Genomic DNA, 23722 nt, shown 5'->3' on the forward strand with positions numbered 1-23722 from the left:
TTGTGTTTATTCATTTATTTCCAACACCACCAGCTTACCATACTTTTTTAGTTCCCATTCTTTTAACAGGTTATAAATAACAGGAAGCACAATCAATACAAATAAGGTGGAAGTGATGAGGCCGAATACGAATGGAATGGCAATTGGTTTCATCACGTCGCTGCCCGTGCCGGTGGAAGCCAATACAGGAATTAACCCGATGATATTGGCTAATACCGTCATTAGCAGCGGGCGTACACGCTGTATAGCGCCAAAAAGAATGGCCTCTTTTAGAACGGGAAGTGTGATATTCTGCGTGTTGTTCCCTTTTTCTGCGGCCAGCTTCCGGATAGTATCGTTCATGTATGCAATCATTAGTACCCCGGTTTCCACCGCCACGCCAAATAGGGCAATGAAGCCTACTGCTACGGCCACAGAAAAATTCACATGGTAGTAGTAAAGGGAATAAACGCCGCCTATCAGGGCTACCGGTATGCTAACGAATACTACTACTACCATTGTAAAGGAGTGGAAGGTTACGTACAGAATTAATGCAATAATCAATAAAACAATGGGTATGATGATTTTTAGACGTTGCTGCGCCCGCACCTGGTTTTCGTATTGGCCGCTCCATTCTATAAAATACCCCTGGGGCAATTGCTTAAAGGTTTCCTCAATTTTTCGTTTTGCCTCGTTTACAACCCCTCCCATATCCCTTCCGCGGACGTTAAACAATACGGTCCCTCTTAACATGGCATTCTCGGAATTAATCATTGGAGGGCCTTCTGTAACTTTTACATCCGCAATTGCGGAAATGGGAATAACGCCGTACTTCATTGTTTGTACGGGGATACGCCGTATCTCATCAATGTCGTTCCGGTATTCCTGTGCCAGCCGGAGATTGACGCTGTAACGTTCTCTGCCTTCGACCGTTGTTGTCAGTATCATTCCACCCAAAGCGCTTTCAATGACCATATTCACATCGTCAATATTCAGCCCGTACCGGGCAGCATCTTTGCGGCGAATTTTTATATCGAGATATTTGCCGCCCGTGAGCTGTTCCACATATAGGTCTTCCAATCCACGGATATCTTTTAGTGCGGCTTCTACCCTGCGGGAGATGCCATAGATCGTATCGAGGTTTTTACCGTATATTTTCACCCCAACATCGGTTCGGATGCCTGTGGAAAGCATGTTGATGCGGTTGATGATTGGCTGTGTCCATCCAACTACTACACCGGGGATCTGGATTTTCCCGTTCATTTCTTTAATCAACTTTTCTTTCGTCATACCGTCGCGCCACTGCTTCTTTGGTTTTAATACGATAATGGTTTCAATCATGCTGATGGGAGCATTATCAGTAGCCGTATAGGCGCGACCAGCCTTGCCTAAGACATTTTCCACTTCGGGAAATGCCTTTATAATTTTGTCCTGCAATTGCATTATGCGCTTAGCTTCTGAATTGGAAACATCGGGCAACGTGACAGGCATCAGGAGCAGGGAACCCTCATCGAGGGGAGGCATGAATTCAGAACCGAGGTTAATAACAAGAGGTACACTACCTGCTATGATGGCAAAACACAATACCAGTACCGTTATTCTCCATTTGAGACAAAGCCTGGCAACAGGTTTGTAAATGGTAATAAAGAAGTTGGACACGGGGTTTCTGCTTTCGGGTACCAGCTTACATTTCATAAATACCCGGGTGAGCATGGGAGAAACGGTAATAGAGAGAATGGCAGCGCCGATAAGCGAAAATGTTTTGGTCAATACAAGAGGGGAAAAAAGTTTTTTCTCCTGTCCTGTCAGGAAAAGAATAGGCGCAAAGGAAATAATCATGATGATTACTGAAAAGAAAACAGACCGTCCCAATGTTCGTGAAGATTCTTCGATAATAGCTATCCTTTCCTCTTCAGGTATTTCCCCGGTATGGCCGATGCGTTCCTTAACTTTTATTGATTTTTCGCTTTCCATCGCACCCTATGTTTTTTGATTTTTAAGAACCCGGTTAGTCAGTGCCCGGTAAGCATTTTCTGCCATTACAATACCCGGGTCTACCACATCGCCAATTGCCAATGCGATACCCCCAAGAGACATTATATTTGAAGTGACACCAAATAATTTCATTAACATAAAACCGATGAGAACAGAAAGCAGGATAGAGAAAATGGCGACCAGACCACTGCGGATACTGAACAGGAACAGAATTACGGTGATGCACACAATCAGGATTTCCTGCCACAAGGCCTCTTTCAACGTACTGATGGCTGCTGATATGAGGTTGCTTCTGTCGTAGGCCGTTTTAAATTTGACGCCGGGCGGCAATCCTTTTTCTATGTCTTTCATCCGTATTTTAGTCCTTTCGATAACGTCTTTCGCATTTTCACCAAAGCGCATGACTACAATACCGCCTACCACCTCTCCCTCCCCGTTTTCTTCTACGATGCCTAATCTTAAGTCCGAGCTCATTTGTACGTCAGCGATATCGCTCAGTTTTACGGGGATTGATTTATATGTACCAATGGGTATATCTTTAATATCTTCCAGGCTGGTAATATAACCCTGCCCGCGAATGAGATAACCGGTAGCATTCATTTCATAGAGGCTTCCCCCTACGTCCCGATTATTAGCAGAAACTGCACGGGTAACATCCATGAGGGAAATTCCAAAATACACGAGCTTGTGAGGGTTAACGGTAACCTGGTAACGTTTTTGAAAACCACCAAAAGAAGCTACTTCACTTACACCCTCTACGTTCTGCAGGGCGAATTTTACGTACCAGTCCTGCAAAGCTCTTAGTTCTCCGAGGTTGTAATCATTGGAATTCAATGTATACCAGAATACATGCCCGAGGCCGGTGCCATCCGGGCCCAGTCCGGGGATCACGCCCTGTGGCAAAAACTTTTGCGCATAATTCAAGCGCTCCAATACCCTTGTGCGTGCCCAATAAATGTCTACATCGTCTTTAAACACTACAAAAATAAAGCTCATTCCAAACATGGAAGTGGCACGGATGGATTTGATAAGGGGGATGCCCTGTAGGTTGGACACCAATGGGTAAGTTATCTGGTCTTCTATAATCTTCGGGTTACGGCCCATGAATTCAGTAAGAATAATAACCTGGTTCTCCGAAAGATCGGGCAGTGCATCGACCGGCGTTTCTCTTATGGAATAAATACCACCTGCCACAATCAGCATGATACCCATCCACACAAAGAAGCGGTTGTGAATTGACCAGGAAACTATTTTTTCAATCATTATAAATACATTTCATTGTAAATCTTCAATCCTTTATTACTTTTTGTTTAACAAAAATATTTGGTGAGCGATTCAACGGTTTCGTTTTCTGTACAGATACAGTAATAGATTTTCTGCCCTTCCTGTTTGCGACTGACAATCCCGGCGTTTTTTAGGATATTCAAATGCCGGGAAACAACCGGTTGCTGCAGCTTCAGTTTTCTGTAAATGACTTTTGCCGAATAAGGTTTGAATCTCATATTAAAGATTTTTCAAAATGAAATCTACACGCTTGTCAGGCGGCATAACCGGAACATGAATTACCGGAACCGGGAGTGCTTCGTATATATCGGTAAGCAGCGAATGAATTCGTTTTTGAGCTGACTCATCTTCCTTTCGCGCATAGTCCTGTTGTAGCGGAAGGCAATCGAGAATGAAAATTTTCCGGTATAAAACCTTACTCAACGCTTCCTTTAACTTTTTATCTTCTGGCAGATTCAGGAAACGATAGTATGCGAGTGCATCGGGAATTGCCCGGTCAAGGAAAACAACATCATTGGGAGAAAGCGAATTTTCCTGCTCAATCTGCATATCAAGAATGCCGGACTGGAACTCCTTCTGATTTTTTCTGACATCCTCTACCGTTCTGCCTTTAATAAGCTGAGTATCGAGGTAATGTCGGGCATGTTCAATAGTTGTTTTGTATCCCTTTGCGCCAAGTAAATTAACAATCGTTGTTTTTCCTGCTCCCGGACCACCTGTAATGACGTACCAATTTGTTATTTTTCGAGTCATTTCCATTGTATTTAACAGCGTTTAACCCCTATTGGTCAGTGGGGTTAATTTTCATGAATGCTGTTTCAAAATCCAGCTCACTTTGTACATTTTATGGAAATTATCGTAATTGATAAGCTCCTTATCTTCCTTTATAGTGGCATCTAATGCGTCGTGAAAGGGATGATTATTAGGGAATGCCTTTTTTAGGTTCGATTTTGTAAGGGGCTGTAATACATCAGAAGCGTTAGAGGTAAAAAAATATGTAGGGGCATATTTTTCTGTTTCTTTCGGAGAGTGTGCAAGGTGGGCATATTTGTATATTACAATTAGTTCTCCGGGATTAAGAACTGTATACCCCTTGTCCTTTGTGGCTGTTTTTGAAGTTAACGGTTCCTTCTGCGCAATAGAGTGCTGATTGAATGCCAGAATGCTTCCCGTCAGCAACAATAGAAAATACATCTTTTTCATTGTTTAAATTTTAGGTGTGGTTGAGTTTATCTTTTAAAGAATTGACTTGTAAAATTCTAGCTTAGCAATCAGAAACAGGGTGGAAATGTTTTGAGATCTTATATTCTGAAAACCCTGTTAAAAAGAAAAATGGAGATGAATATTTTGCCAGGTAGCCCAATAGTGATAATTAATTCCCACGCCTCATAAATAAGGACAAGAATTATGGCTTTATTCGCTTCTCTTTATATCAGATTTTGAACTATTATGAAGTTACGACCATCATCGGCATAATACTATGACAGCAGTTAAAAATGAACATGACTTATATCATGTTTTTAAAAACCGATGGATGGAATCTGCTTGTGGCAGGATGTATGCAACTATCCATAGTTGCCGATATAACGAGTAAGATCTATGCGGCCTTAGCAATTTACTATATAATGTGATGGCTATTTCCGAATTTGCAAAGCACATCACAGAGTTATCTTAAACCAGAAAACATAATATATTTAATCCTTATGTTGCTTTGCTTAATGGCCAGGCGCGACAGTTGCAGCCATTTTTTGCAACACTTTACAGGTACTATGGATAATTGGGATCCGGTAATTACAAATGCTTTGGCAAAAAAGCATCATGTTATCCTGTTTAATAACAAAGGAGTAGCCACTACAGGGGGCAAAACATCTGAAAGTGTTTCTGAAATGGCTAAGGACGCAGTTGATTTTATTAAAGTACTTGGTTATAATCAGGTTGATTTAGATTATTTAAACAAATTGTAATTTAAAGGACGCGATTTTTTAATTATACCCAGTTGATAATATGTTTATTATATTGAAAACCAGCATACCGTATAGCACTGTCGACATGGAATTCAAAATTTCCTTGATTTTTAGTGATTTTACTTCAAATGGATACTAATGATACCAGAAGCAAACTTAAAAATATCATTGACGGAGTTATCATTGAGGTGGCAGCGGATAATTGCACCGCAACCAGGAATATCCTGTGCGCAAGCTTTAGCACAAGTACAACGGTTAAAAGAGATTTCGAAAGTAAAGCAATCACAAAAAAAGAGCAGGTCGAATTCTTAATTGCATTGCCTGTAATATTCTCATATTGGGCTGGGACTCAAAATCGGAGGATTACCGGCTTAAAAAATGGGAATTGACAAAGTCAAAAGTTGATAAAGTTAGCTGCACAGGATCGAGAATTGGGAAGCATGCAACATATGTATAGGATATTATTGTCAATTTGGCTTTATCTAGTACAATTGGATATGTTAGAACCAAATTGACATAAAATGAGCAAGTTAATTGGAAGGGAGAAATAATTAAATCTCAAAATAGGAAGAAGCTTGTAATAGCATATTAACCAGCGTGTTTATAGAAACGTTCAAGGATACCTGCAGCAGGTAGTAAAGATGATTTAATGAAAGCGTTTGAGCCTATAAGCTAAATATCTCCGATGGCGTACTGTTTTGCATTTCCGATGTGGGTGAGCCTTTGGGCAAGAACATGATTTTTATAAAGGTGCCATTGTTTGATACGATGAAGGCCTCCCCATTTATATTTCCCGTCAGCCCTTTTACCAGTTGTAAACCGGTCCCAAAGTTGTCTTTGCCGGCATAGGGAAAGCCGATCCCATTGTCTTTAATGACGAGGCTAGCGACGCCGTGCTCGATGGAAAAGGTAACAACGATTTCCGGATACAAAATGGTTTGATCGAATGCATACTTGAATGAATTGGTAATTATTTCATTTATTATCAGTCCGAGGGGTACACCTTGTGAGACATCGAGTTCAATAGGGGAAATATCTAATGTAACAGTTACGAATGTGCTGCTACCAAGTGCATCCTGAAGGTGCTGTACAAGTTCGGTGATATAAACTTTCATGTTGACGGACGACACGTTCTCTGTTCTATAAAGCTTTTGATAAAGCAGAGAGGTAGCGTATACACGGTTTTGGCTGGTTTGCAATGCGAAATGAGCATCTCCACTTAGAGAATCGGATTGTAATTCGAGGAGACTTACGATGGTCTGCAAATTATTCTTAACGCGATGATTTACTTCCTGCAGTAGCCATTCTTTTTCGGTGACGAGGTGTTCCAGGTGTTCGTTTTTGATGGCCATTGTCTTATTGTTGCGCTGTTTGAGCTGGTATTGCCGGTAGAGCAAGCCTATGACGACCAGCGCAAGTACAATACCAATCATGGTGATGTTGCGGATCAGGTGAGCCTGTCGCAGATTGGTGGCCTGCAGGTTGGTTTTTTGGGTGAGCAAAGAGATGGAATCCACTTTCTTAGAGGTTTCGTATTCTACATCCAGTTGTTGAAACTGGCGTGTTTTGACATCGTTGTGGAGTAAATCGTCTTGCGTTTTGTATTTGAGTAAATCGTAAAATGCTGCTCTATAATTTCCTTCGGCCGAATCGACCTTGTAGCTGATATCATATCGGGAAACCCATTCAGGCGAGGTGGGCAACAGCGATACAGTCATACATTTATCGAGGTACAGGCGAGCTTTTGCAATATCATGCTCATTCAAATGATACTTGACCAATGCTATGCAAACGCGGTTGGCCCACTCCGCCGCCAGTGTGTTTTCTTCAATCAACTTTTCCAGGATAACAGCATATTTGTACGCTTTTTCTTGTTGTTTCCAGACGTAGTATCCGTCCATGTATACCATTCCCATGAGGGCTTTTACTCTGGCATTAGAAGAATCGAGCAAGCCCCGGGGAATCGCATCTAAAACTTCAAGGGCTTTGCGAGACTGGTGAAGGTCAAGATAAGTGCGGCCTAGTACATAAGCCATCAGCAGTGCATTCGGACCATCTTTGTGCTGTAAAGCTACGGTCAGTCCTTCATGATAATACGAAATGCTGATCTCTGCTCTGCCGGCGTTCCGGTATAGCGAACCAAGCAGATTGTTAATCGTAGCCATTTGCATACTGGAATCGTTGGTCGCCTTTGCAGCTTTCAGTGCGAGTAATGCATATTCGAATGCACGTCTGTAGTCTCCCTGGTTGTTACAATTCCTGCCGAGTAATTCATATGCATCCTGTGTTTTTTTATGCCCAATGGCCTCATATATTGCCACTGCCTGGAGAAGATATTCATTGGAAACTGCGTATTCTTCCTGTATGCTATGCAGATCGCCCAATGTGGTGAGAGCCCATCCTTCAAGCACCTTGTCTCCTGCCTGGTGGAAGGCCTTTACCGCAAGGCCCGTAATTCGGATACGTTCCCTGCTTTGAGAACTATCTGAATAATTATAAAAGGCCTGCAGCTCAAAATATGCCAGTCCAAGCAAACGTTGACTATTGCTTTTTTGCAACAAGGGAATGGATTGCATTACGGTCGCCTGACCTTCCTTCCTCTTTCCTTGTTCCGTGAGCATAAACCCTTTCATGAGTAACTGGTGGCCTGCCAGTTCCTTCGACTGCACTATTCGATTTAGCCGATCTGCTTCGGTCAAACAGGCATTTGCGCTGTCCAGGTTTATTGCTAATTCGCCCTTCTTCCAGATATGGTACTCTGCCAGGTGTATGAGTGTTTTTACCCGTGTGTAGTTGTCGCTGGTATTCGTCAACTCATGCCTGAGTGAATCGGCCTGGAGCAGACTGAACTCCTGAGCTTCCGCCGGGACGACTGCTGAGGTCATTATAAGCAATAGGAGGAAGCGCATGAGAAAGTTGTTTAAGTATGCAATATACGGGTGCTAACAAGACGATGTGATAAAGTTGTCTTCAAGTGTAGGTATAGCTGGAATTGGTTATGTGTAAATCAATAATCCTTGGGTATCTTTCTCAAAACCAGTTCATTGTCAATATTTGTTCCAGTTGTCGGATCTCATTGGAGTATATCGTCTTTTTCCGTTTGCCGAAATGCAGGGTGTTTTCCACGTGCGGACTTCCCTCCCAGGCGAGTTTAACCGATTTAAGCGCAAGCTCTTTTTTAGCAAGAAAATCCGGTATTACGGCGAAGCCTTTTCCCTTACTTAGGCAACGCAGTATAGAAGAGAAATAAGGAACTACATAGTTTGGCTTAAGGTCTGGCAGGCAGTCAAAATTCGCCGTCCAGAAATGCTCAAGGTACTCCATATCCGCTGCAGTGGTGTACCATATCTGCCCTTTCAGCCATTCCCTGATCGCCGTTCTTTCATTTGTCAATACCAGGCTATCAAATTGTTCGGTATCCGTTTCATTGCCACAGATTAAAATGATACGCTCTGTAGTAAACGGTATATATTCCAGGTTTGTTTGACTGCCCTTTTTCGGGGTCAATATCAGATCCAGTTTCCCGGTGTCAAGTTCTTGTAGAATTTGGCGATACTCACCAAACCGTAAGACAAGATTGAAGGGTAATTGTGTAAGGTGTTCTTCAAGGGTGTATTTAAAGATTTCAAACCCCATACCTACGCTGATCGTTGGCTTCTCCACTTTGGAATTTCTGTGGAAGGATTCTTCTGCTGACTCCAGTTTGTTGATAGGGTCTATTATACAATTATATAGTATAATACCACGTTCCGTGGGTATCATCTTCTTTGTTACCCGCTCAAACAAGCGATATCCGGTATAAGCTTCCAGGGAGTTTAGATGAACACTTACACCGGGCTGGGAAATAAACAGTGCTTGCGCGGCAGTAGATAGGTTGCCCGTCTCGTAAACTGCTTTAAATGTTCTAAACCATTCTAAATTCAACATGGCTTAAGGTTTTTTAAATTGACTTATGTTAGATGTATCATATAAGCCATTTAAATGCCATTTGCCAATAAATAATATAAAAATGAAACTTAAATACGCAATGTGTTGAAAATCAATTATTTCACGGGATGTTTAGGTGAACAGGAAAATATTACTGGCGCTGAGCTCCGAAAATATTGGAGTCGTGTTGATTTTTACGTCCAATATTTTCGGAGTCGCATTAATTGGTTTCCCCATACATTCATAGATCTTCCCGCCTGATTTTCAGCTTACCCATTTTTGATTCCAGTGTCGTAGGTTTAATATTCATTAATTGTGCTGCTCCATTGGAGCCACGGACGCGTCCATTCGCCTGTTTGAGTATCGAAATGATATATTCCCGTTCTGTTTCAGCCTGGGTGTTTTTTACATCCTCAAGCGTTTTAATCACATTCGTGGTTGGTATTGTGTGACCTGTAAGTTTTCGTTTCAGTTCTAATTTTGATTTGCCGTTATTGAGAACGGCAGCCTGTTCTATAACATTTTCAAGTTCCCGGATATTTCCCGGCCAATCATAAGCAATCATGTCTTCCATCATTGAAGTGAGAATGCCATGGAACGGTTTATTAAATTCCCTGCAGAATTTTTCCGCAAAATAAATAGCCAGTTCTTTTATATCACTTTTACGTTCCCGCAATGAGGGTAATGTAATAGGGAAAACATTCACACGGTAATATAGGTCAAGCCGGAAATTTCCTGCAGCAACTTCTTTCTCCAGGTTACGGTTAGTAGCAGCTACTACACGAACATTCACCTTTGTAAGTGAACTACTACCAATACATTGAATTTCCTTCTCCTGCAAAAAACGCAAAATTTTCACCTGCATCTCAGGCAAAAGTTCTCCTATCTCATCTAAGAAAATAGTTCCACCATCAGCCTGTTCGAACTTACCTTTTCTTTTTTCCGTAGCATCGGTAAATGCGCCTTTTTCATGACCAAATAGTTCTGACTCTATTAGCGTAGCCGGAATAGCCGCACAATTTACTGTGATGTAGGGCGCATTTTTTCTTGGCGACAATAAATGAATGGCCCGCGCCAGTTTTTCTTTCCCGGTTCCACTTTCTCCAAGAATTAAAACTGATGTATTGTAAAACGCGACCTGTGCAGCAAGGTCTAATGCCCCTAACAGAAGATGGTGGTTACCGATAATGCTCCGGAATTCGGGGTAATTCAGTGAATCTCCCTGTAGCTTTCTTTCTGCATTAGCCTGATCATATTTTGAAATGGCCGGATTGTCTCCGTAAATTAGTTTTTCAGCCACTTCTTCCAGACTCGTTCTCAAATGGTCCAGCATGGAAATGTGCTTGTTCGTGTATATATTACGTTGACGATTATAGAAAAAGTAGTGAAATGATAGTCCATTGCTTAGCACAACAGGAAATACGAGGTAAGATTGTATATTGAAAGTTTCAATCAACGTTTTTTGAAGTGACGGTATATTCGGCTTTTCACTGGCAGGTTCATTGTTATAAATGGTCGTGTTTATATCCACATGGCTGTTTGCGAGAATTACAGACAGCGCTGTTCTCTTCAGATTTGTAATTGTCAGCAGCTCTTTTTCTCCAATAAACTGGTATTCATCGAATCCAATGCGCAAATACCCTTTATCTTTGAATTGAACAGTATTGAGTGGTCTTAGTCCAGATTTGATAAGATCGAATGGTATACAAGATTGCATGATCCCGGCAATCTTCAACAACTTTTGCTGGCTATCCGAATTTTCATTGCTTATTTCTGTTAACTGTTTCTGTAAAAGTATTTCCTGGTTCGTTTTTGCTTCGAGACTATGCGCATGCCGATACCAGGCAATATCCAACATAATCAGCAAGTCTTTTTTCCTGTATGGCTTAACTAAAAATCCATCAGGATAAGTCATCTTCGCTTCTTCTAATACTTTCTGGTTTGAATTGGCCGATAAATAAACAAACGCAATATGCTCAGATTTTAATTTCCTCGCAATATCGATACCGGAGCGCTCTCCCTGTAAACGGATATCAAGCAATACAATATCAGGCCTATTCCTTTTTAAACTCTCTTCTGCTTCTTCTGCAGATGCAGCTATGCCGCTTACTTCATAGCCCGATCGCTGTAATACCTGCTGCAGATTACTGGCTACAATGAATTCGTCTTCTACAATCAGTACCTTTTTTGTCATAATTGCAGCTGCTTAAAAATGAGGATATATTTAGAAATTATAAAATATTTAGACATTACATATAGAATATTGTACCGTCCTTTATAGACATCGACCAGATAGGTTGGATACAGGTTAAAACTACGTTTAACAAACTTTTATTCAAGATAAAAAAAATCTGCCGCTAACCTTTCATTATTAAAATAATACGACCAATCATTACTGTGTTTGTTTTTCCACCGGAAAATTTATTGCCAACTTTACCTGACAAACTTATCACATTTCTTAATATTATCGCAATGAAAATTCGCAGAATATGGGAGATAGCCTTCTCAAGGTTTTTGCGTGTCAAAAAAGGGCAGACTATTGTTTTAACACAATATCATGTAAAAACTTCCTATCAGGATGAATTTCTCGAAGTTTTAGATCGATATGCGTTTAGCTCCCTTCAGGCAACCGGTAATGCAATGGCAGAAGCATATTATGAGAGAGGAGATAGCTGTATCATGTGGATGATAGAACGATGGAGCAGTTCTGCTTTTTATAAAGAAAATAAAAGAACTACTGCAACAAAAGCTGTCGGTGCTTTAGTTGAGATTGGAATGGCAGGTCCGGTTGAAACCTTTTTTCTACAAGAGCTGGAATTATTTTCTAGAGAAATTAGCCGGGATGCATTAACCATCATGTTATTTGTAGATGTGAAGGCTGGTACAGAAGAACATTTCAAATCAATAAACCGTAATTTAATGCCTGCTCTCCAGAAGTCCCCCGGTTTGTTGTTGTTTCAGTTAAATCAGGTAGTTAACCACAAAACCCAGTTTGTAATTTATAAGAAATTCAATAACTGGGACACATTTCAATATCATCTAAAGGAGCCGGCACTTGATCCTGTAATGAAGTTCCTGCAAACCTCCATCAAAGAATATCCATTTGAAAATGGATATCATCACCTTATTCAATTTGGACAACTTTAAGGAACTCTTTCCCCTTTACGCCTACTATATACCATCACTAACAACCGGCTCTTTCAGTCCGGTCATATCGGATATTTACTTCACCGCGTGCGCATCCTGACGGGAAAAGAATCTGTATGACAAATTCAACTATATATTATCAGACAACCGTGCATATTACTTTTTTGATAGCACCGATTAATACAGTGATTTTAGAAATCGAATTATAGAACTGAGCTTTGATGGTAATAAAGGAAATATATAAAAGCGACATTATTGTTGACTCATCTCATTCCTTCAGCAAGAGAGCAAGCACCTAAAAGAATTATCTCAAACAGACAAAGAATTATTAAACTAAAAACAAACGCAATGAAAAACAAGACACACTATCACTCAGCGGAGATCAGCGGCGTAAATATCTTTTACAGGGAAGCGGGCCCCGCCAATGCTCCGGTTTTACTGTTGTTGCACGGCTACCCAACCTCTTCACACATGTACCGTAACCTGATCAATGATTTGTCAGACAAATACCATTTGATTGCGCCCGATTACCCAGGTTATGGAAGAAGTGAACAACCACCTATGGCCGATTTTGAATATAGTTTTGCAAACTATGCCAGGATTATAGAGGAGTTGCTGCAGCACTTGCATATTGAAAAATTCAGTCTCTATCTAATGGATTACGGTGCTCCCATTGGCTGGACACTCGCCTCAAAACACCCGGAAAGGATAGAGAGCATCATTGTCCAGAATGGCTGTTGCTATGAAGAAGGATTAGAAACCTTCTGGGATCCCATTAAGGCTCTTTGGAAAGACAGAAATGACAAAGAGGCTATTAAAGCTTGTCAGTCCTTTCATAGCCCCGATGGATTGAAGTGGCAATACACACATCATGTTCCGGATGAAAGCATTATATCTCCTGATAACTGGGAGATCGATCTCAGGCACCTGCAACGTCCTGAAAACGACAACATACAGATCGCGCTGTTTTATGATTACCAAAACAACGTAAAACAATATCCTAAATGGCAGGAATATCTGCGTACAGCAAATCCGGAAATGTTAATTGTGTATGGGAAAGACGATTATATTTTTCCTGGTGTTGGTGCAGAGGCGTTCAAAAAAGATGTAAAGAACCTGGAGTTTCATCTTTATCCAACAGGACATTTTGCGCTTGAAAGTTTTGGTGATGAAATTGCAGCAACCATACGGAACTTTTTAGACAGAAAAGTGGGCGATCGCAAGCTGGATGGAGCATTAGTTCAGTCAGTATAAAGCATTGATTAAGAATACAACAGCCCCAAATTTGTAAAAGGGTTTATACGCCGAAAGGAGCTTTGTTGTATCCTATTGTAAACCTTCTAAATTAAATCTGTTTTTATGAGTTCTTCAGACAACACGAAGCCCCTCGGAATAAAGCCACAAAATGCTGTAGCCGGATCACAAGATCCGAATGGGCAAATACCGGAGATAATTGTTATACCAGATGAATGTGGCGATTCGCTATGGGATGATGTATTGGCGCAATATCCGGACCTGACAACAATCATCAGCAAACTTACAGTTCCGGAATCGTGTCAGATCCCTTCCCTTTTAAAATCGAGCGCAACCAAATCATAAATAGTAATGAATTATGCATCATTAGCATTTACAGAAGCGGTCAGGGATATGCAGGAGAAATTGGGTAGTCGTAAAAGCTATGCCCGTTTGGAGAATAGAAGCTATGTGGATGGGCTCACGGGGAATGAAACGGGGTTCATCTCGGACCGGGATAGTTTTTATATGGCTACTATTGGGGAGAATGGATATCCTTACATACAACATCGGGGTGGCCCCCAGGGTTTTATTAAAGTGCTGGATACAAAACAGTTGGGTATTATCGATTATAAAGGCAACGCCCAATATATTACTGTAGGTAATATTACCACCAATAATAACGTGGCATTGATTATGGTGGATTATCCCACGAGAACAAGATTGAAATTGTATGCTAAAGCCAGGATTGTCGAACCGAAAGACGATCCTGCGCTGTACGCACGACTTGACCTGGAGGGCTATGAATTTCGTCCGGAAAGAATGATGGTATTTGATGTAGAAGCTTACGATTGGAATTGTCAGCAACACATCACACCCCGGTATTCCATTGAGGAAATCAATAAAGCTTTTGCTTCACAAAGCAAATATATTTTACAATTAGAAGCCGAATTAAAAAAATTGAAAGAGAGACCCGTTGCTGACGGGTAAGATAAAACTTATTAAAAATGAAAATTAGCCGTAAATTAAAGAAAGACAGTCAGGTTGCTGAGCCGGCGCCCTTTGAGATTCATTCCATCCAATCGCTTCTTGCGAGAAATAAAGAAGGAGAAGCACCTTTTTTTTGCGAAGAAATGTACCTGATTATCTGGATCCTCAAGGGTGCTGTAAAAATAAGTCTTGATACAGATGTGTTCCTTATAAATGAAAACGTGTTTTTCTATGCGAAGCCTGGACAGCTTTTTACAATGGAGATTGATGAAGAGGCAAAAGGTTATGCGATCTCTTTTGTGGAAGAATACATTGAATTAACTGATGTCAGATTGGCCGGTTTATTTCATATCCCGCTTTTCAACCGGTTTAACTCCATACCGATCATCCATATATGGGGTGATGCGATAGCCTTAATGGTATCCTTAGCTGACGAAATGATACAGGAATATAATAATGCGCTGGATTTGCGTTCGGACATACTGAAGGGATACCTGAAGATATTCATGATCTATTTATGCCGGCAATTAAAACAGGATGGCCAGGGCATTTACGGGTCCCGGAAGTCTGATCTGGTTAAACTATTTTTTAAACAACTGGAAAGGCACTATGCTTCCAAAAAGATGGCGAGAGAGTATGCTGAGATCTTATCGGTATCCCCCAATTACCTGAACGATGTGGTGAAAGAATTGTCGGGACGCACGGTTAGTCATCACATACAGCAGCGGATTGTTCTTGAAGCGAAACGAAGGGTGCTTCATGACGGTTATAGTTTGAAGGAGATTGCTTATGATCTGGGATTTTGGAATCCTGCTCATTTCAGCAAGTATTTTAAGAACTGCTCCGGCATTAACTTTACCGAATTCAAAAAAGGGCTTTCAATGTAAATGAACGATCGTTTATCTGATAGAAAAATATAATTATGAAAATAGCTTGGCTTTTTGTGGTCTTTTTATGTGGTGCTTTATTGCCTTTGCAGGGTGGGCTTAATGCCAAACTGGCGAAATCAATCGGCAGCCCTATTTATGCTTCTATGATCTGTTTTATCGTGGGAGCACTTGCCATGGGCCTTTATGTTCCTTTTACAAAAGAAACATTCTCCTGGCAATTGCTTAAGGGCAGCTATATTACGGCAGTGTTGGGTGGTGGTGTCATTGGTGCTGTATTCATTACGGGAAGTATGCTGGCGCTTCCAAGACTAGGTATGGCACTTACGTTCGGGCTTGTGATAGCCGGGCAGGTTATCATTTCAGTATTGCTGGATCACTTTAGTATCCTGGTCGCAGCGCAGCATCCTATTAACATTTGGCGCGGCCTTGGTATGCTGCTGATCATTGCGGGAGTTGCTATAGTAGAAAAATTTTAGAGAAATCATCAGCGCTATTAATACTTCGAACAGAGAAAGCCTTCAAATCGTCAGATTTGAAGGCTTTCGGATTTTATACTGACCCTGGGTTGCAACTTGTCATTTGCTTTCTGGAGTTTTTATTTTAAGGTGTTATTATTGATGTCCTTTATAAAGTGTATTATACCGTTCATGTAAAATGATTGCTGATCGTACATACTCAGGTGACTACCGTCGGCACAGTACAAAAACTGCCCATGTTGTACCTGTTGGCTCATCCATTTTATATGTTCAGGGTTCATTTCATCGTATTTAGCGCCTATAAACAGTGCTGGCACAACAATCTCTTTCAGCCGGTCGCTTATATCCCAGGTAAGTAAACCTCCAATAATGCCGAATTCACTAGGGCCCTGTAATGCCAGATAATAAGGCATATTCAGTTTACCCAGCGCCCTTTTGAGAGGTTCCGGCCATTGCTCTAATGGCAGGCGACAAATAAACTTAGCATAAAAATGCTTTGTTACAAGTTCGGAATACTTCGGGTTAGCATAATCGTTCCTGGCCGACAATTCATTGATTGTGTCGAGTACTGCAGAGGGCAATTGTTTCACTAGCACCTGCTGAATATAATTGTTAAACTCCTTTCCGCTTGACACCATATTCGAGATGATCAACGCTTTCAGATGTTGCTGGTATTTTATCGCATATTCCATAGCCAGCAGGCCACCCCACGAATGGCCGAATACGTAAAAATTTGATGCATCCAGCTTTAATGCCTGCCGTACCTGCTCAACCTCATCCACGGCACTCACTACGTTGTAACGGCTGCTGTCACCTGGTTTATCACTATTGCCATTACCCAATTCATCATAGTAATAAAATTCTATTCCTTCGCCCGGGAAATAACTTTCAAATGCTTCCAGATAATCGTGCGGAAATCCTGGTCCCCCGGCAAGCAGGAGCACCTTTATACTGGGATTATTGCCAATCCGTTTTGTCCATACGTTGAAAATACCTTTAGGTGTCTTTATGGGTACCATTTTGACACCTCCTGTTTGCACGGTCGTTGTATCCGTAATAAAATAGTCAGCCTTATTGCTTTTTGCGTCTGGAGCCGAGCAGTTAGCAAGCAGCATCAACCATATCATGGATGCAATCAATGCGAACGTTTTTTTTAAATACATCATCTTGTTATTTTAATACTGATACTAATTATGGTTTTTCATTGTTTTTTCAATTTCGATGCAAAACTCTGCAATGAAAATCATATGTTAATTACCCTAGGATAATTAATGGTGCTAACAAGTAGTTTAATCATGCCTGAGTTGCTTTCTGATACGACTTAACGACTGGGGCGTCACATTCAGGTAAGTGGCGATCAGATAATTCGAAAACATATTTAACAGATAGGGCTCCTCCTCAAGAAATCTCTTATACCGATCAGGAGCAGGCAATGTAAGTAGTGTATTGATGCGATCATAGACCTGTATAAAAGCCTTTTCGGTCAACAGACGCAGCCAGTGTTCAACTGCAGGCGATTCCCCGACCAGTTTTTTTAATTCATCTGCAGAAAACCGGATAGCGGTTACAGGTAACAGGGTATCAATGGTGAGTGTGGCTGGTTGGCGGGAAAGAAAACTTCTATAGTCTACGGCAAAAATATTCTTTGTGGTGCTTGCCGGGCTGTTGAAGTGAAAAAACCAGGTAATTGTTTTTCCTTTGAAATCGGTGAAGTAGGAAATACATTTTCCTTCAATGATAAAGTAAATATATTGGCATACATTACCTGCTTCCAGCAATCGCTTTCCTTCGGCGAAATTTACCAATCTACAGTTTTCTTCTACCAGCTTTTTTGTCGCATCATTAAGCACAACGTCCTGCGACATGTAATCCAGAAAAGGAGTGCAAAATATTGCTTGATTAATATTATTGCGTGAAGGAAGAGTGATCTTTTTTTTCATCACCGTACAAGCGTGTGTTTTTAGCTGTTTTTTAACACAAATGAAAATGATTTAAAAGAAAGCAACGATTAAAATTATAAGCGTTCCTATTAATTAAGTTATTTGTCCAATCACATACTTCTTTTCAAATTTGATCGATCAATCTGGTCACCCCTAATTATCACTTTAAATTTTATATTATGAAAAAGAATATTGTGGTCGTGATGTCCACTGTAATGGGCGTACTGCTGGTACTTGTATCATTAGTTTCCTTTAAGGGTACGCTGAGGCAGCACACAACCGCTAAAGAGGAAGATAAACCAACCATAGTGCTGGTACACGGGGCTTTTGCCGATGGATCTTCCTGGAATAAGGTAATACCTGCTTTACAGGAAAAAGGTTACTACACGATAGCCGTTCAAAATCCATTAACCTCCTTAAATGATGATGTCGCGTTTGTAGAGCGGGCTATCGCAGAAGTAAAAGGGAAGGTGATACTGGTAGGTCATTCATGGGGAGGCGTTGTTATTACCCAAGCCGGGAACAACGAAAAGGTCCAGTCGCTTGTATATGTAGCCGCTTATGCACCGGATGAGGGGCAAAGCATTGAGAGTCTCAGCAAGGATGCATATGAGGTGAGAAAAATGTCGAATGTGCCGGGGCTTGCAGATCCTGTTGTTAGTAGTGACGGTTATATACGCCTGAAAGAAGAAACGGTTGTAAACCATTTTGCACAGGACCTGCCAGCACAGGAAGCCAGGATCATTGCAGCCGGACAGGGGCGCTTTCACTTTAGTACCATAACAGCCAAAGTAAGTAACCCTGCCTGGAAAAATAAGCCAAGTTTTTATGTTGTCTCGGACAAGGATCATATGATATCACCACAGCTGGAAAGCGAGATGGCCAAAAACATTCATGCCACTACTTATCACGTGGATGCAAGCCACGTGGTTATGCTGTCACAACCAGCAGCTGTCGTAAAGGTGATCCTTGCAGCGGCCGGTGGTAAATAGATAGGTCGTAATATTTATTCTTATGATTTAATGTTTTTTATGAAAGATCAGATATTTTATAGAACGGTCGAAATAGATGGGCTGAACATTTTCTATCGTGAAGCCGGTACAGCAGCGCACCCGGTATTACTATTACTACACGGTTTCCCTTCCTCTTCACACATGTACAGAGACCTTATTGCTGATCTATCGGGTGCATATCATATTGTTGCTCCTGACTATCCCGGGTTTGGGCAAAGTAGTGCCCCTGACGCGCAACAGTTTTCGTATACGTTTGATAATTTATCGGTGATTATTGAACGCTTTATTGATCACCTGCAACTTCAGAATATCAACCTGTATATCCAGGACTACGGCGGTCCAATAGGGCTGAGAATCGCCAGCCGTCGCCCAGAATTGATCCGGTCACTTATCATACAAAATGCGAATGCGTATCATGAAGGTTTAGGACAGGCATTGGAGCCTTTGGTCACCTATATTCAAAAACCGGATGTCGAACAGGAGAAAGCAGCCCGTTTTTTCCTGACATCAGCGGCTACTAAATGGCTGTATCTGAATGGCGCCAATGATGAAACCCGGATAAGTCCGGATAGCTATATAACCGATCAATATTATCTTGACCGGGCTGGAAATGACGAAATACAACTCGCCCTTTTCCGGGATTATGGAAGTAATCTTGCCCTGTACGACGAATGGCATAAGTATTTTAAAGAGCATCAACCTAAGACATTGGTTGTATGGGGGAAGAACGATCCCATGTTTATAGCACCTGGCGGGAATGCTTATAGAAAAGATCTCCCCGAAGCGGAAATAATTCAAATTGATGGAGGGCATTTTCTACTTGAGGAGCATCACGGACTTGTTGCTGACTTAATAAGCCGTTTTATTCCTGGCTGAACTGAATTCGTAAAATGACACAAGTGAACGGCGAAGGCGAACTAATCGTTACTTCGCCGTTTCTATTCTTTATTAATGGCCCAATTTTTTTGTGTCTTCAATTGAGCGGATAAATGCAGCTGCAGCCTCCTCTTCCGTAAGACGTCCATCATATCCTACAAACTTATGACGAATGACCATATTTCCGTCAATGACAAATCGTGTAGGAATTCCTATTGTTCCGAACTCCGTATAGTATTTGTTTTGAATGCTATCTTTTCCTTTTTCATCAAACACAACGTGAAAGTTATAGTTATACTTTACCATGTCTTTTTGCACAAGACTTTTATATTGGGGTGATTTCTCACGTGTGTCCACAAAAAGAAAGGCTACGGTGGTGTCATTTGCATATTGCTTTATTACTTTATTGACCATTGGAAAATCTTTATGGCAATAGTAACACCATGTTGACCAAAAATACACGACCAGCACTTTATTTTTGAAGTCAGAAAGGCTTACAGTTTTGCCGTTTATATCTAACATACTGAATTGGGGAGCAGGTATATTATATAGCGTATCGACGGGTGTTTGCCGATATTCGGTATTTGAATAACCCGGCATGGAAACAGACGTGCAAAAAAGCAGCAGGTAAAAGAAATGTTTTTTCATAATTGATGTAATTTCGATTACAAAAATATCAGACGAAATACGGTTGAATGTTAAAAAGGAGCACTTTTCTGTTAACTAATGTTAACTGAATATTTATGAAAGCGTTATAGTGTAATTTTATCGGGTATTATGAGGAGAGGATTGAAGTTTACATTCTTTGTTGCAGTAATTGCCGTATTGCTGATTGTGTTGTCTCAGGTCTATTGGGTGTATAATAACTTTAAAGTCAGTGAGCGTAATTTTATAAATTCAGCGAAGTACGCATTGAAGAGAAGTGTCAGTTTATACCAACTGCGGCAGAGTGAACTTCCTACGTCGCTGAAGTACAAAGATCCCTCCCTTACATTTTTTCTGAGAACAATTCCTAATCGCGATTCCATTGCTTTTGATACGCCTGCGGTTATTAAACCATTTCATGCTGAATTTTTAACAGTCAAAATTGATGAGTATAATATAAGTGAAGTGAGTGCTATCATGGTAGGAGTAAACCAGGACCTTTAATAACATTCGAGGATGGTAACTACTTGTCCCTCCTGGCTTGTACTGTTGCAGTAACTTTGTAATATCCACTTTAGCCAGAATATCATTCACTGTTCTGACTGGATGATTGGCGGAATCAGATCATTTAAATCTGGTGGTAATAGCATCCCCTGATGTTGGTGATTGCTTTTAAATACGCCTGATAATGTTTTGCCTCTTGCCATAGTCCCTATAACACAATAAGCGTCATATGGTTAGCAAAAAAGGCGTATTTTCTTAAAAAAACTGCATAAAAAGCAAAGCCGTCCCAAATACTTTTGAGACGGCTTATTTTCTGCGGGGTGTAAGGGACGAAGTTCGAACCTGTTTATGGAAAGTTTATCTGCAATTCAAGCATTCATCAGTAAAAATAATTTTCAACTATAATATTAGTAGAAAAATACTATTTGGCTGTCTCTTATTTTCTTCTGAATAAGAAATGAAAATGATTGTTCGACTTCTACCCCCCTCCTGCGTTACGGAAGTTATTTTCAAGACGTACAACAAATTCGAAAAATGTCTATAAAGCTAAGGTAGTTTTATGCCTGCACTCTATGACCTCAAAGCATTGAATATAATTCTGGTTGGATTTTCAACAAAAGACTAGATAAATATTAAGCTGCGTATTTAATAATGGGATTATCAAATTCTTCTAGCATCAAATTTCCAATACGGAATGTCTGCGCTAACTGTTATACCAAATTTCGATGAATTTAAACAGTTCTCATTTTGCTGGGTCAATCAACAAAGTGATAAAGTTACTGATCATCCCATTTCTTAGGTAGCGTATTACCAAACTCTTCATATCTTGGGTTCTCATTGATAATTATTAAATTAGCCTTCGTCCTTGTAATCGCTGTATAGACAATTGAATCCATCCTACTAATACTGTCTTTTGTAATAAATGGAATATACAATACAATATTCAGCAGCTCCCATCCTTTGAAACTATGTATTGTACACATTTTCAATCGGCTGTCTCCCATCCAGAATATTTTCTTATTAGTTTTCAGTTCCTGATCATCTTCAAACACATGATTCACACCAATTTTCTTCTCCTTAAAAAAATGCACAACCTGTAATCCAATCTTATGTGTAGGTAGCAATATAACTATATCGGACGGGTGTTCCCCGGAGTATGTTAATCGTCTATAAGAGTTAAAAATATCATTTAACCATTGCCCCCGAGCTACATTTCGCCATACGATGTGCTCATGTAGACTATTAGTCCGTTCAATTTTTGAAAGTTTTACTTCCTGATTAAGTCCAAATATTTCACTAAATCGATTAGATATTTCAGCAATTCGATTGGGTAAGCGATAAGAGGTAGTTAAGTCAATATACGGATCTTTAAATCTATCAAGCCCAATGCGTGTAACCCGCTTATCTAACCAATCAAGTTCACGCTCATAAATATTTTGCTTTTTATCACAAACAACAACCAGTTCATCCCGGGAGGTTAAAAAGTAACTCATTAATAGTTCATACCATTGATAATAATAATCCTGTCCCTCATCAATTAGTATAGCATCGTAACAATCCACAGACTGCCCTCTTATTGCAGATTTTACTTTATCTGGAATTGTGATTCTAAAAAAATATTCTAAGGCCTGCTCAAAGCTTTCATCATTGTCATAATTATCCCTCTTGGGGCCTTGTGGCCATTTAACACCAAACTTATTTAACCTGTCTTTGCAAAACCCATGAAAATGTGCAAAAGTGAATTGATCCCATCGAAAATTAAATGGTGTTCTTTGAATCATATCTCGGATATAATGCCAAAGAGTGATGTTGAAAGTTACGATCAATACATGCTTACTCATAGAAGCTAACTTTCCCGCACGATATGCTAGTGCTTGTGTCTTACCACTACCTGCTACACCTCTTATTCTATGATGACCCGGTTGAGGTTCTGCTATTTTTGATTGATTTCCTCTTAATGTCAAAACAGTTCCCTGTTCTATGCTATGAAAGGGAGGCAATAACCAAAATAGTAATTCTTCATTCCACTCCTCTTTCCAGAAAGAAAATAATCGATATGCGTCCGGAACAACCTCCTGTAGCTTTTCCACCGTTAATGCATCTCTTCCTATAAACGGGAAATATTTAAAATTTTCGGGTTTAACAGGTGTACCTAATACATCCCGACATTCGGATGTGGTAGAATTATTGCAATAAATACCAGTTTTAATAAGTCCAAAGTTCTTTTTATTCAAATCTACAGCTTCACCTATTGCTGGAACTAGCTGATTTTGAATATTATCTTTATAATGTTCTACTTGATTTTTGGGATGCTTGACGTCATAACTTCCATCCCTGGTATTCACCTTCAGACTTCCTTTGTCAACCTTGTAATGCTTCAAGTCCCAATCCTTGACTTCATAGATCATGAGACCGACCTTTGGATGAAATATTATGATATCAGGCCTAGCCCCGTTTAGAAAGGGTTGAACAAAGATCAGCCAGCCGTTATAAGTTTTTAAATGCTTGTAGTCTTCAATTTTATTGGTCTGCGTCCAATCTTTATCCTTGGGGAGATATAAATCTAAATATCGAACCAAAGCCAGTTCTCCTGCTGTTAAGGGTGTCCTTAACTGGTTAATCTGATCCCATGAAGGGTATAGGCGATTTGAATGCATTCTTCAAGTTTTCAAATTTGAAAGCTGACACACATTTTCTAAAAGTTTCCCTATATTAAGTAAAATATATAACATCCTCAAATTCAAATGTACTTTGAGCACTTTTGAAAAGCCATCCGTCTATTTTTGCTATAGGCACTGTCTTAATGACATTAAAGATCGTCTAACAGACCTGTTTGACATCTATATAGATCCCGAAGAG

20 protein-coding genes and 2 pseudogenes are annotated in these 23722 nt (G+C 40.4%); 10 read left to right on the forward strand and 12 right to left on the reverse strand.

The genetic code is table 11. The features are described from left to right. Positions 1–6: 6 nt before the first annotated feature. The 4 genes and pseudogenes from GO495_RS32750 to GO495_RS19780 all read right to left on the reverse strand — a co-directional run bounded on the left by GO495_RS32750 (position 7) and on the right by GO495_RS19780 (position 4461). A pseudogene (locus GO495_RS32750) lies at positions 7–3237 on the reverse strand (efflux RND transporter permease subunit). Between the two features lie 47 nt (positions 3238–3284). Continuing rightward, positions 3285–3476, reverse strand: coding sequence for an ArsR/SmtB family transcription factor (locus GO495_RS32755; RefSeq protein ID WP_157301438.1), 192 nt, complete (start codon positions 3474–3476; stop codon positions 3285–3287). A 1-nt stretch (position 3477) separates the two neighbouring features. Next, positions 3478–4011 (reverse strand): AAA family ATPase, encoded by a 534-nt coding sequence (locus GO495_RS19775; protein ID WP_205691290.1) that lies wholly within the window; start codon positions 4009–4011, stop codon positions 3478–3480. A 51-nt stretch (positions 4012–4062) separates the two neighbouring features. Then, the gene (locus tag GO495_RS19780; RefSeq protein ID WP_157301440.1) at positions 4063–4461 is read right to left on the reverse strand and encodes a hypothetical protein; all 399 of its coding nucleotides are present in this window, start codon (positions 4459–4461) and stop codon (positions 4063–4065) included. Positions 4462–4961: 500 nt separating this feature from the next. Here GO495_RS19780 and GO495_RS19785 point away from each other — a divergent pair, with 500 nt between their 5' ends. After that, positions 4962–5222: an alpha/beta fold hydrolase gene (locus GO495_RS19785; protein ID WP_170302693.1), complete on the forward strand. Its 261-nt coding sequence runs from the start codon at positions 4962–4964 to the stop codon at positions 5220–5222. Between the two features lie 665 nt (positions 5223–5887). Here GO495_RS19785 and GO495_RS19790 read toward each other — a convergent pair. The 3 genes from GO495_RS19790 to GO495_RS19800 form a co-directional block, all read right to left on the reverse strand. After that, positions 5888–8131 (reverse strand): tetratricopeptide repeat-containing sensor histidine kinase, encoded by a 2244-nt coding sequence (locus GO495_RS19790; RefSeq protein WP_157301442.1) that lies wholly within the window; start codon positions 8129–8131, stop codon positions 5888–5890. A gap of 121 nt (positions 8132–8252) precedes the next feature. Beyond that, positions 8253–9149 (reverse strand): LysR family transcriptional regulator, encoded by an 897-nt coding sequence (locus tag GO495_RS19795; RefSeq protein WP_157301443.1) that lies wholly within the window; start codon positions 9147–9149, stop codon positions 8253–8255. Positions 9150–9390: 241 nt separating this feature from the next. Next, entirely contained in the window at positions 9391–11343 is a 1953-nt protein-coding gene (locus GO495_RS19800) for a sigma 54-interacting response regulator (RefSeq protein ID WP_157301444.1), read from the reverse strand. Positions 11344–11621: 278 nt separating this feature from the next. Here GO495_RS19800 and GO495_RS19805 point away from each other — a divergent pair, with 278 nt between their 5' ends. From GO495_RS19805 to GO495_RS19825, 6 genes are all read left to right on the forward strand, one after another. Next, positions 11622–12296, forward strand: coding sequence for a putative quinol monooxygenase (locus tag GO495_RS19805; protein WP_157301445.1), 675 nt, complete (start codon positions 11622–11624; stop codon positions 12294–12296). A 348-nt stretch (positions 12297–12644) separates the two neighbouring features. Continuing rightward, positions 12645–13550 (forward strand): alpha/beta fold hydrolase, encoded by a 906-nt coding sequence (locus tag GO495_RS19810; protein ID WP_157301446.1) that lies wholly within the window; start codon positions 12645–12647, stop codon positions 13548–13550. Positions 13551–13655: 105 nt separating this feature from the next. Then, entirely contained in the window at positions 13656–13895 is a 240-nt protein-coding gene (locus tag GO495_RS31980) for a hypothetical protein (protein WP_170302694.1), read from the forward strand. A 6-nt stretch (positions 13896–13901) separates the two neighbouring features. Then, positions 13902–14519, forward strand: a complete 618-nt coding sequence (locus tag GO495_RS19815; RefSeq protein ID WP_157301447.1) for a pyridoxamine 5'-phosphate oxidase family protein — start codon at positions 13902–13904, stop codon at positions 14517–14519. Between the two features lie 17 nt (positions 14520–14536). After that, positions 14537–15406, forward strand: coding sequence for a helix-turn-helix domain-containing protein (locus tag GO495_RS19820; RefSeq protein WP_157301448.1), 870 nt, complete (start codon positions 14537–14539; stop codon positions 15404–15406). Positions 15407–15441: 35 nt separating this feature from the next. Beyond that, positions 15442–15885 (forward strand): DMT family transporter, encoded by a 444-nt coding sequence (locus GO495_RS19825; RefSeq protein WP_157301449.1) that lies wholly within the window; start codon positions 15442–15444, stop codon positions 15883–15885. A 119-nt stretch (positions 15886–16004) separates the two neighbouring features. On the opposite strand, the gene GO495_RS19830 is transcribed toward GO495_RS19825, so the two are convergent. Both GO495_RS19830 and GO495_RS19835 read right to left on the reverse strand, forming a co-directional pair. Then, positions 16005–17051 carry a proline iminopeptidase-family hydrolase gene (locus GO495_RS19830; protein WP_157301450.1) on the reverse strand — a complete coding sequence of 349 codons (1047 nt, stop codon included), beginning with the start codon at positions 17049–17051 and terminating at the stop codon, positions 16005–16007. A gap of 123 nt (positions 17052–17174) precedes the next feature. Beyond that, entirely contained in the window at positions 17175–17750 is a 576-nt protein-coding gene (locus GO495_RS19835; protein WP_240915269.1) for a Crp/Fnr family transcriptional regulator, read from the reverse strand. A gap of 254 nt (positions 17751–18004) precedes the next feature. Here GO495_RS19835 and GO495_RS19840 point away from each other — a divergent pair, with 254 nt between their 5' ends. Both GO495_RS19840 and GO495_RS19845 read left to right on the forward strand, forming a co-directional pair. Then, positions 18005–18817: an alpha/beta fold hydrolase gene (locus tag GO495_RS19840; RefSeq protein ID WP_157301452.1), complete on the forward strand. Its 813-nt coding sequence runs from the start codon at positions 18005–18007 to the stop codon at positions 18815–18817. A gap of 39 nt (positions 18818–18856) precedes the next feature. Next, positions 18857–19714 (forward strand): alpha/beta fold hydrolase, encoded by an 858-nt coding sequence (locus GO495_RS19845; protein ID WP_157301453.1) that lies wholly within the window; start codon positions 18857–18859, stop codon positions 19712–19714. Positions 19715–19786: 72 nt separating this feature from the next. On the opposite strand, the gene GO495_RS19850 is transcribed toward GO495_RS19845, so the two are convergent. Continuing rightward, entirely contained in the window at positions 19787–20362 is a 576-nt protein-coding gene (locus tag GO495_RS19850) for a TlpA family protein disulfide reductase (protein WP_157301454.1), read from the reverse strand. A 129-nt stretch (positions 20363–20491) separates the two neighbouring features. On the opposite strand from GO495_RS19850, the gene GO495_RS19855 reads away from it, so the two are divergent. Further along, the gene (locus GO495_RS19855; protein WP_157301455.1) at positions 20492–20863 is read left to right on the forward strand and encodes a hypothetical protein; all 372 of its coding nucleotides are present in this window, start codon (positions 20492–20494) and stop codon (positions 20861–20863) included. Here the strand turns inward: GO495_RS19855 and GO495_RS32210 are convergent. Both GO495_RS32210 and GO495_RS19860 read right to left on the reverse strand, forming a co-directional pair. Next, positions 20840–21066, reverse strand: a pseudogene (locus tag GO495_RS32210) (transposase); the annotation flags it as partial. The gene GO495_RS19855 and the pseudogene GO495_RS32210 sit on opposite strands and share 24 nt — an antisense overlap. 573 nt (positions 21067–21639) lie before the next feature. Then, positions 21640–23520 (reverse strand): AAA family ATPase, encoded by a 1881-nt coding sequence (locus tag GO495_RS19860; RefSeq protein ID WP_157301456.1) that lies wholly within the window; start codon positions 23518–23520, stop codon positions 21640–21642. Between the last annotated feature and the right edge of the window lie 202 nt (positions 23521–23722).

This window comes from Chitinophaga oryziterrae (assembly GCF_009758125.1).
GTDB lineage: Bacteria > Bacteroidota > Bacteroidia > Chitinophagales > Chitinophagaceae > Chitinophaga > Chitinophaga oryziterrae.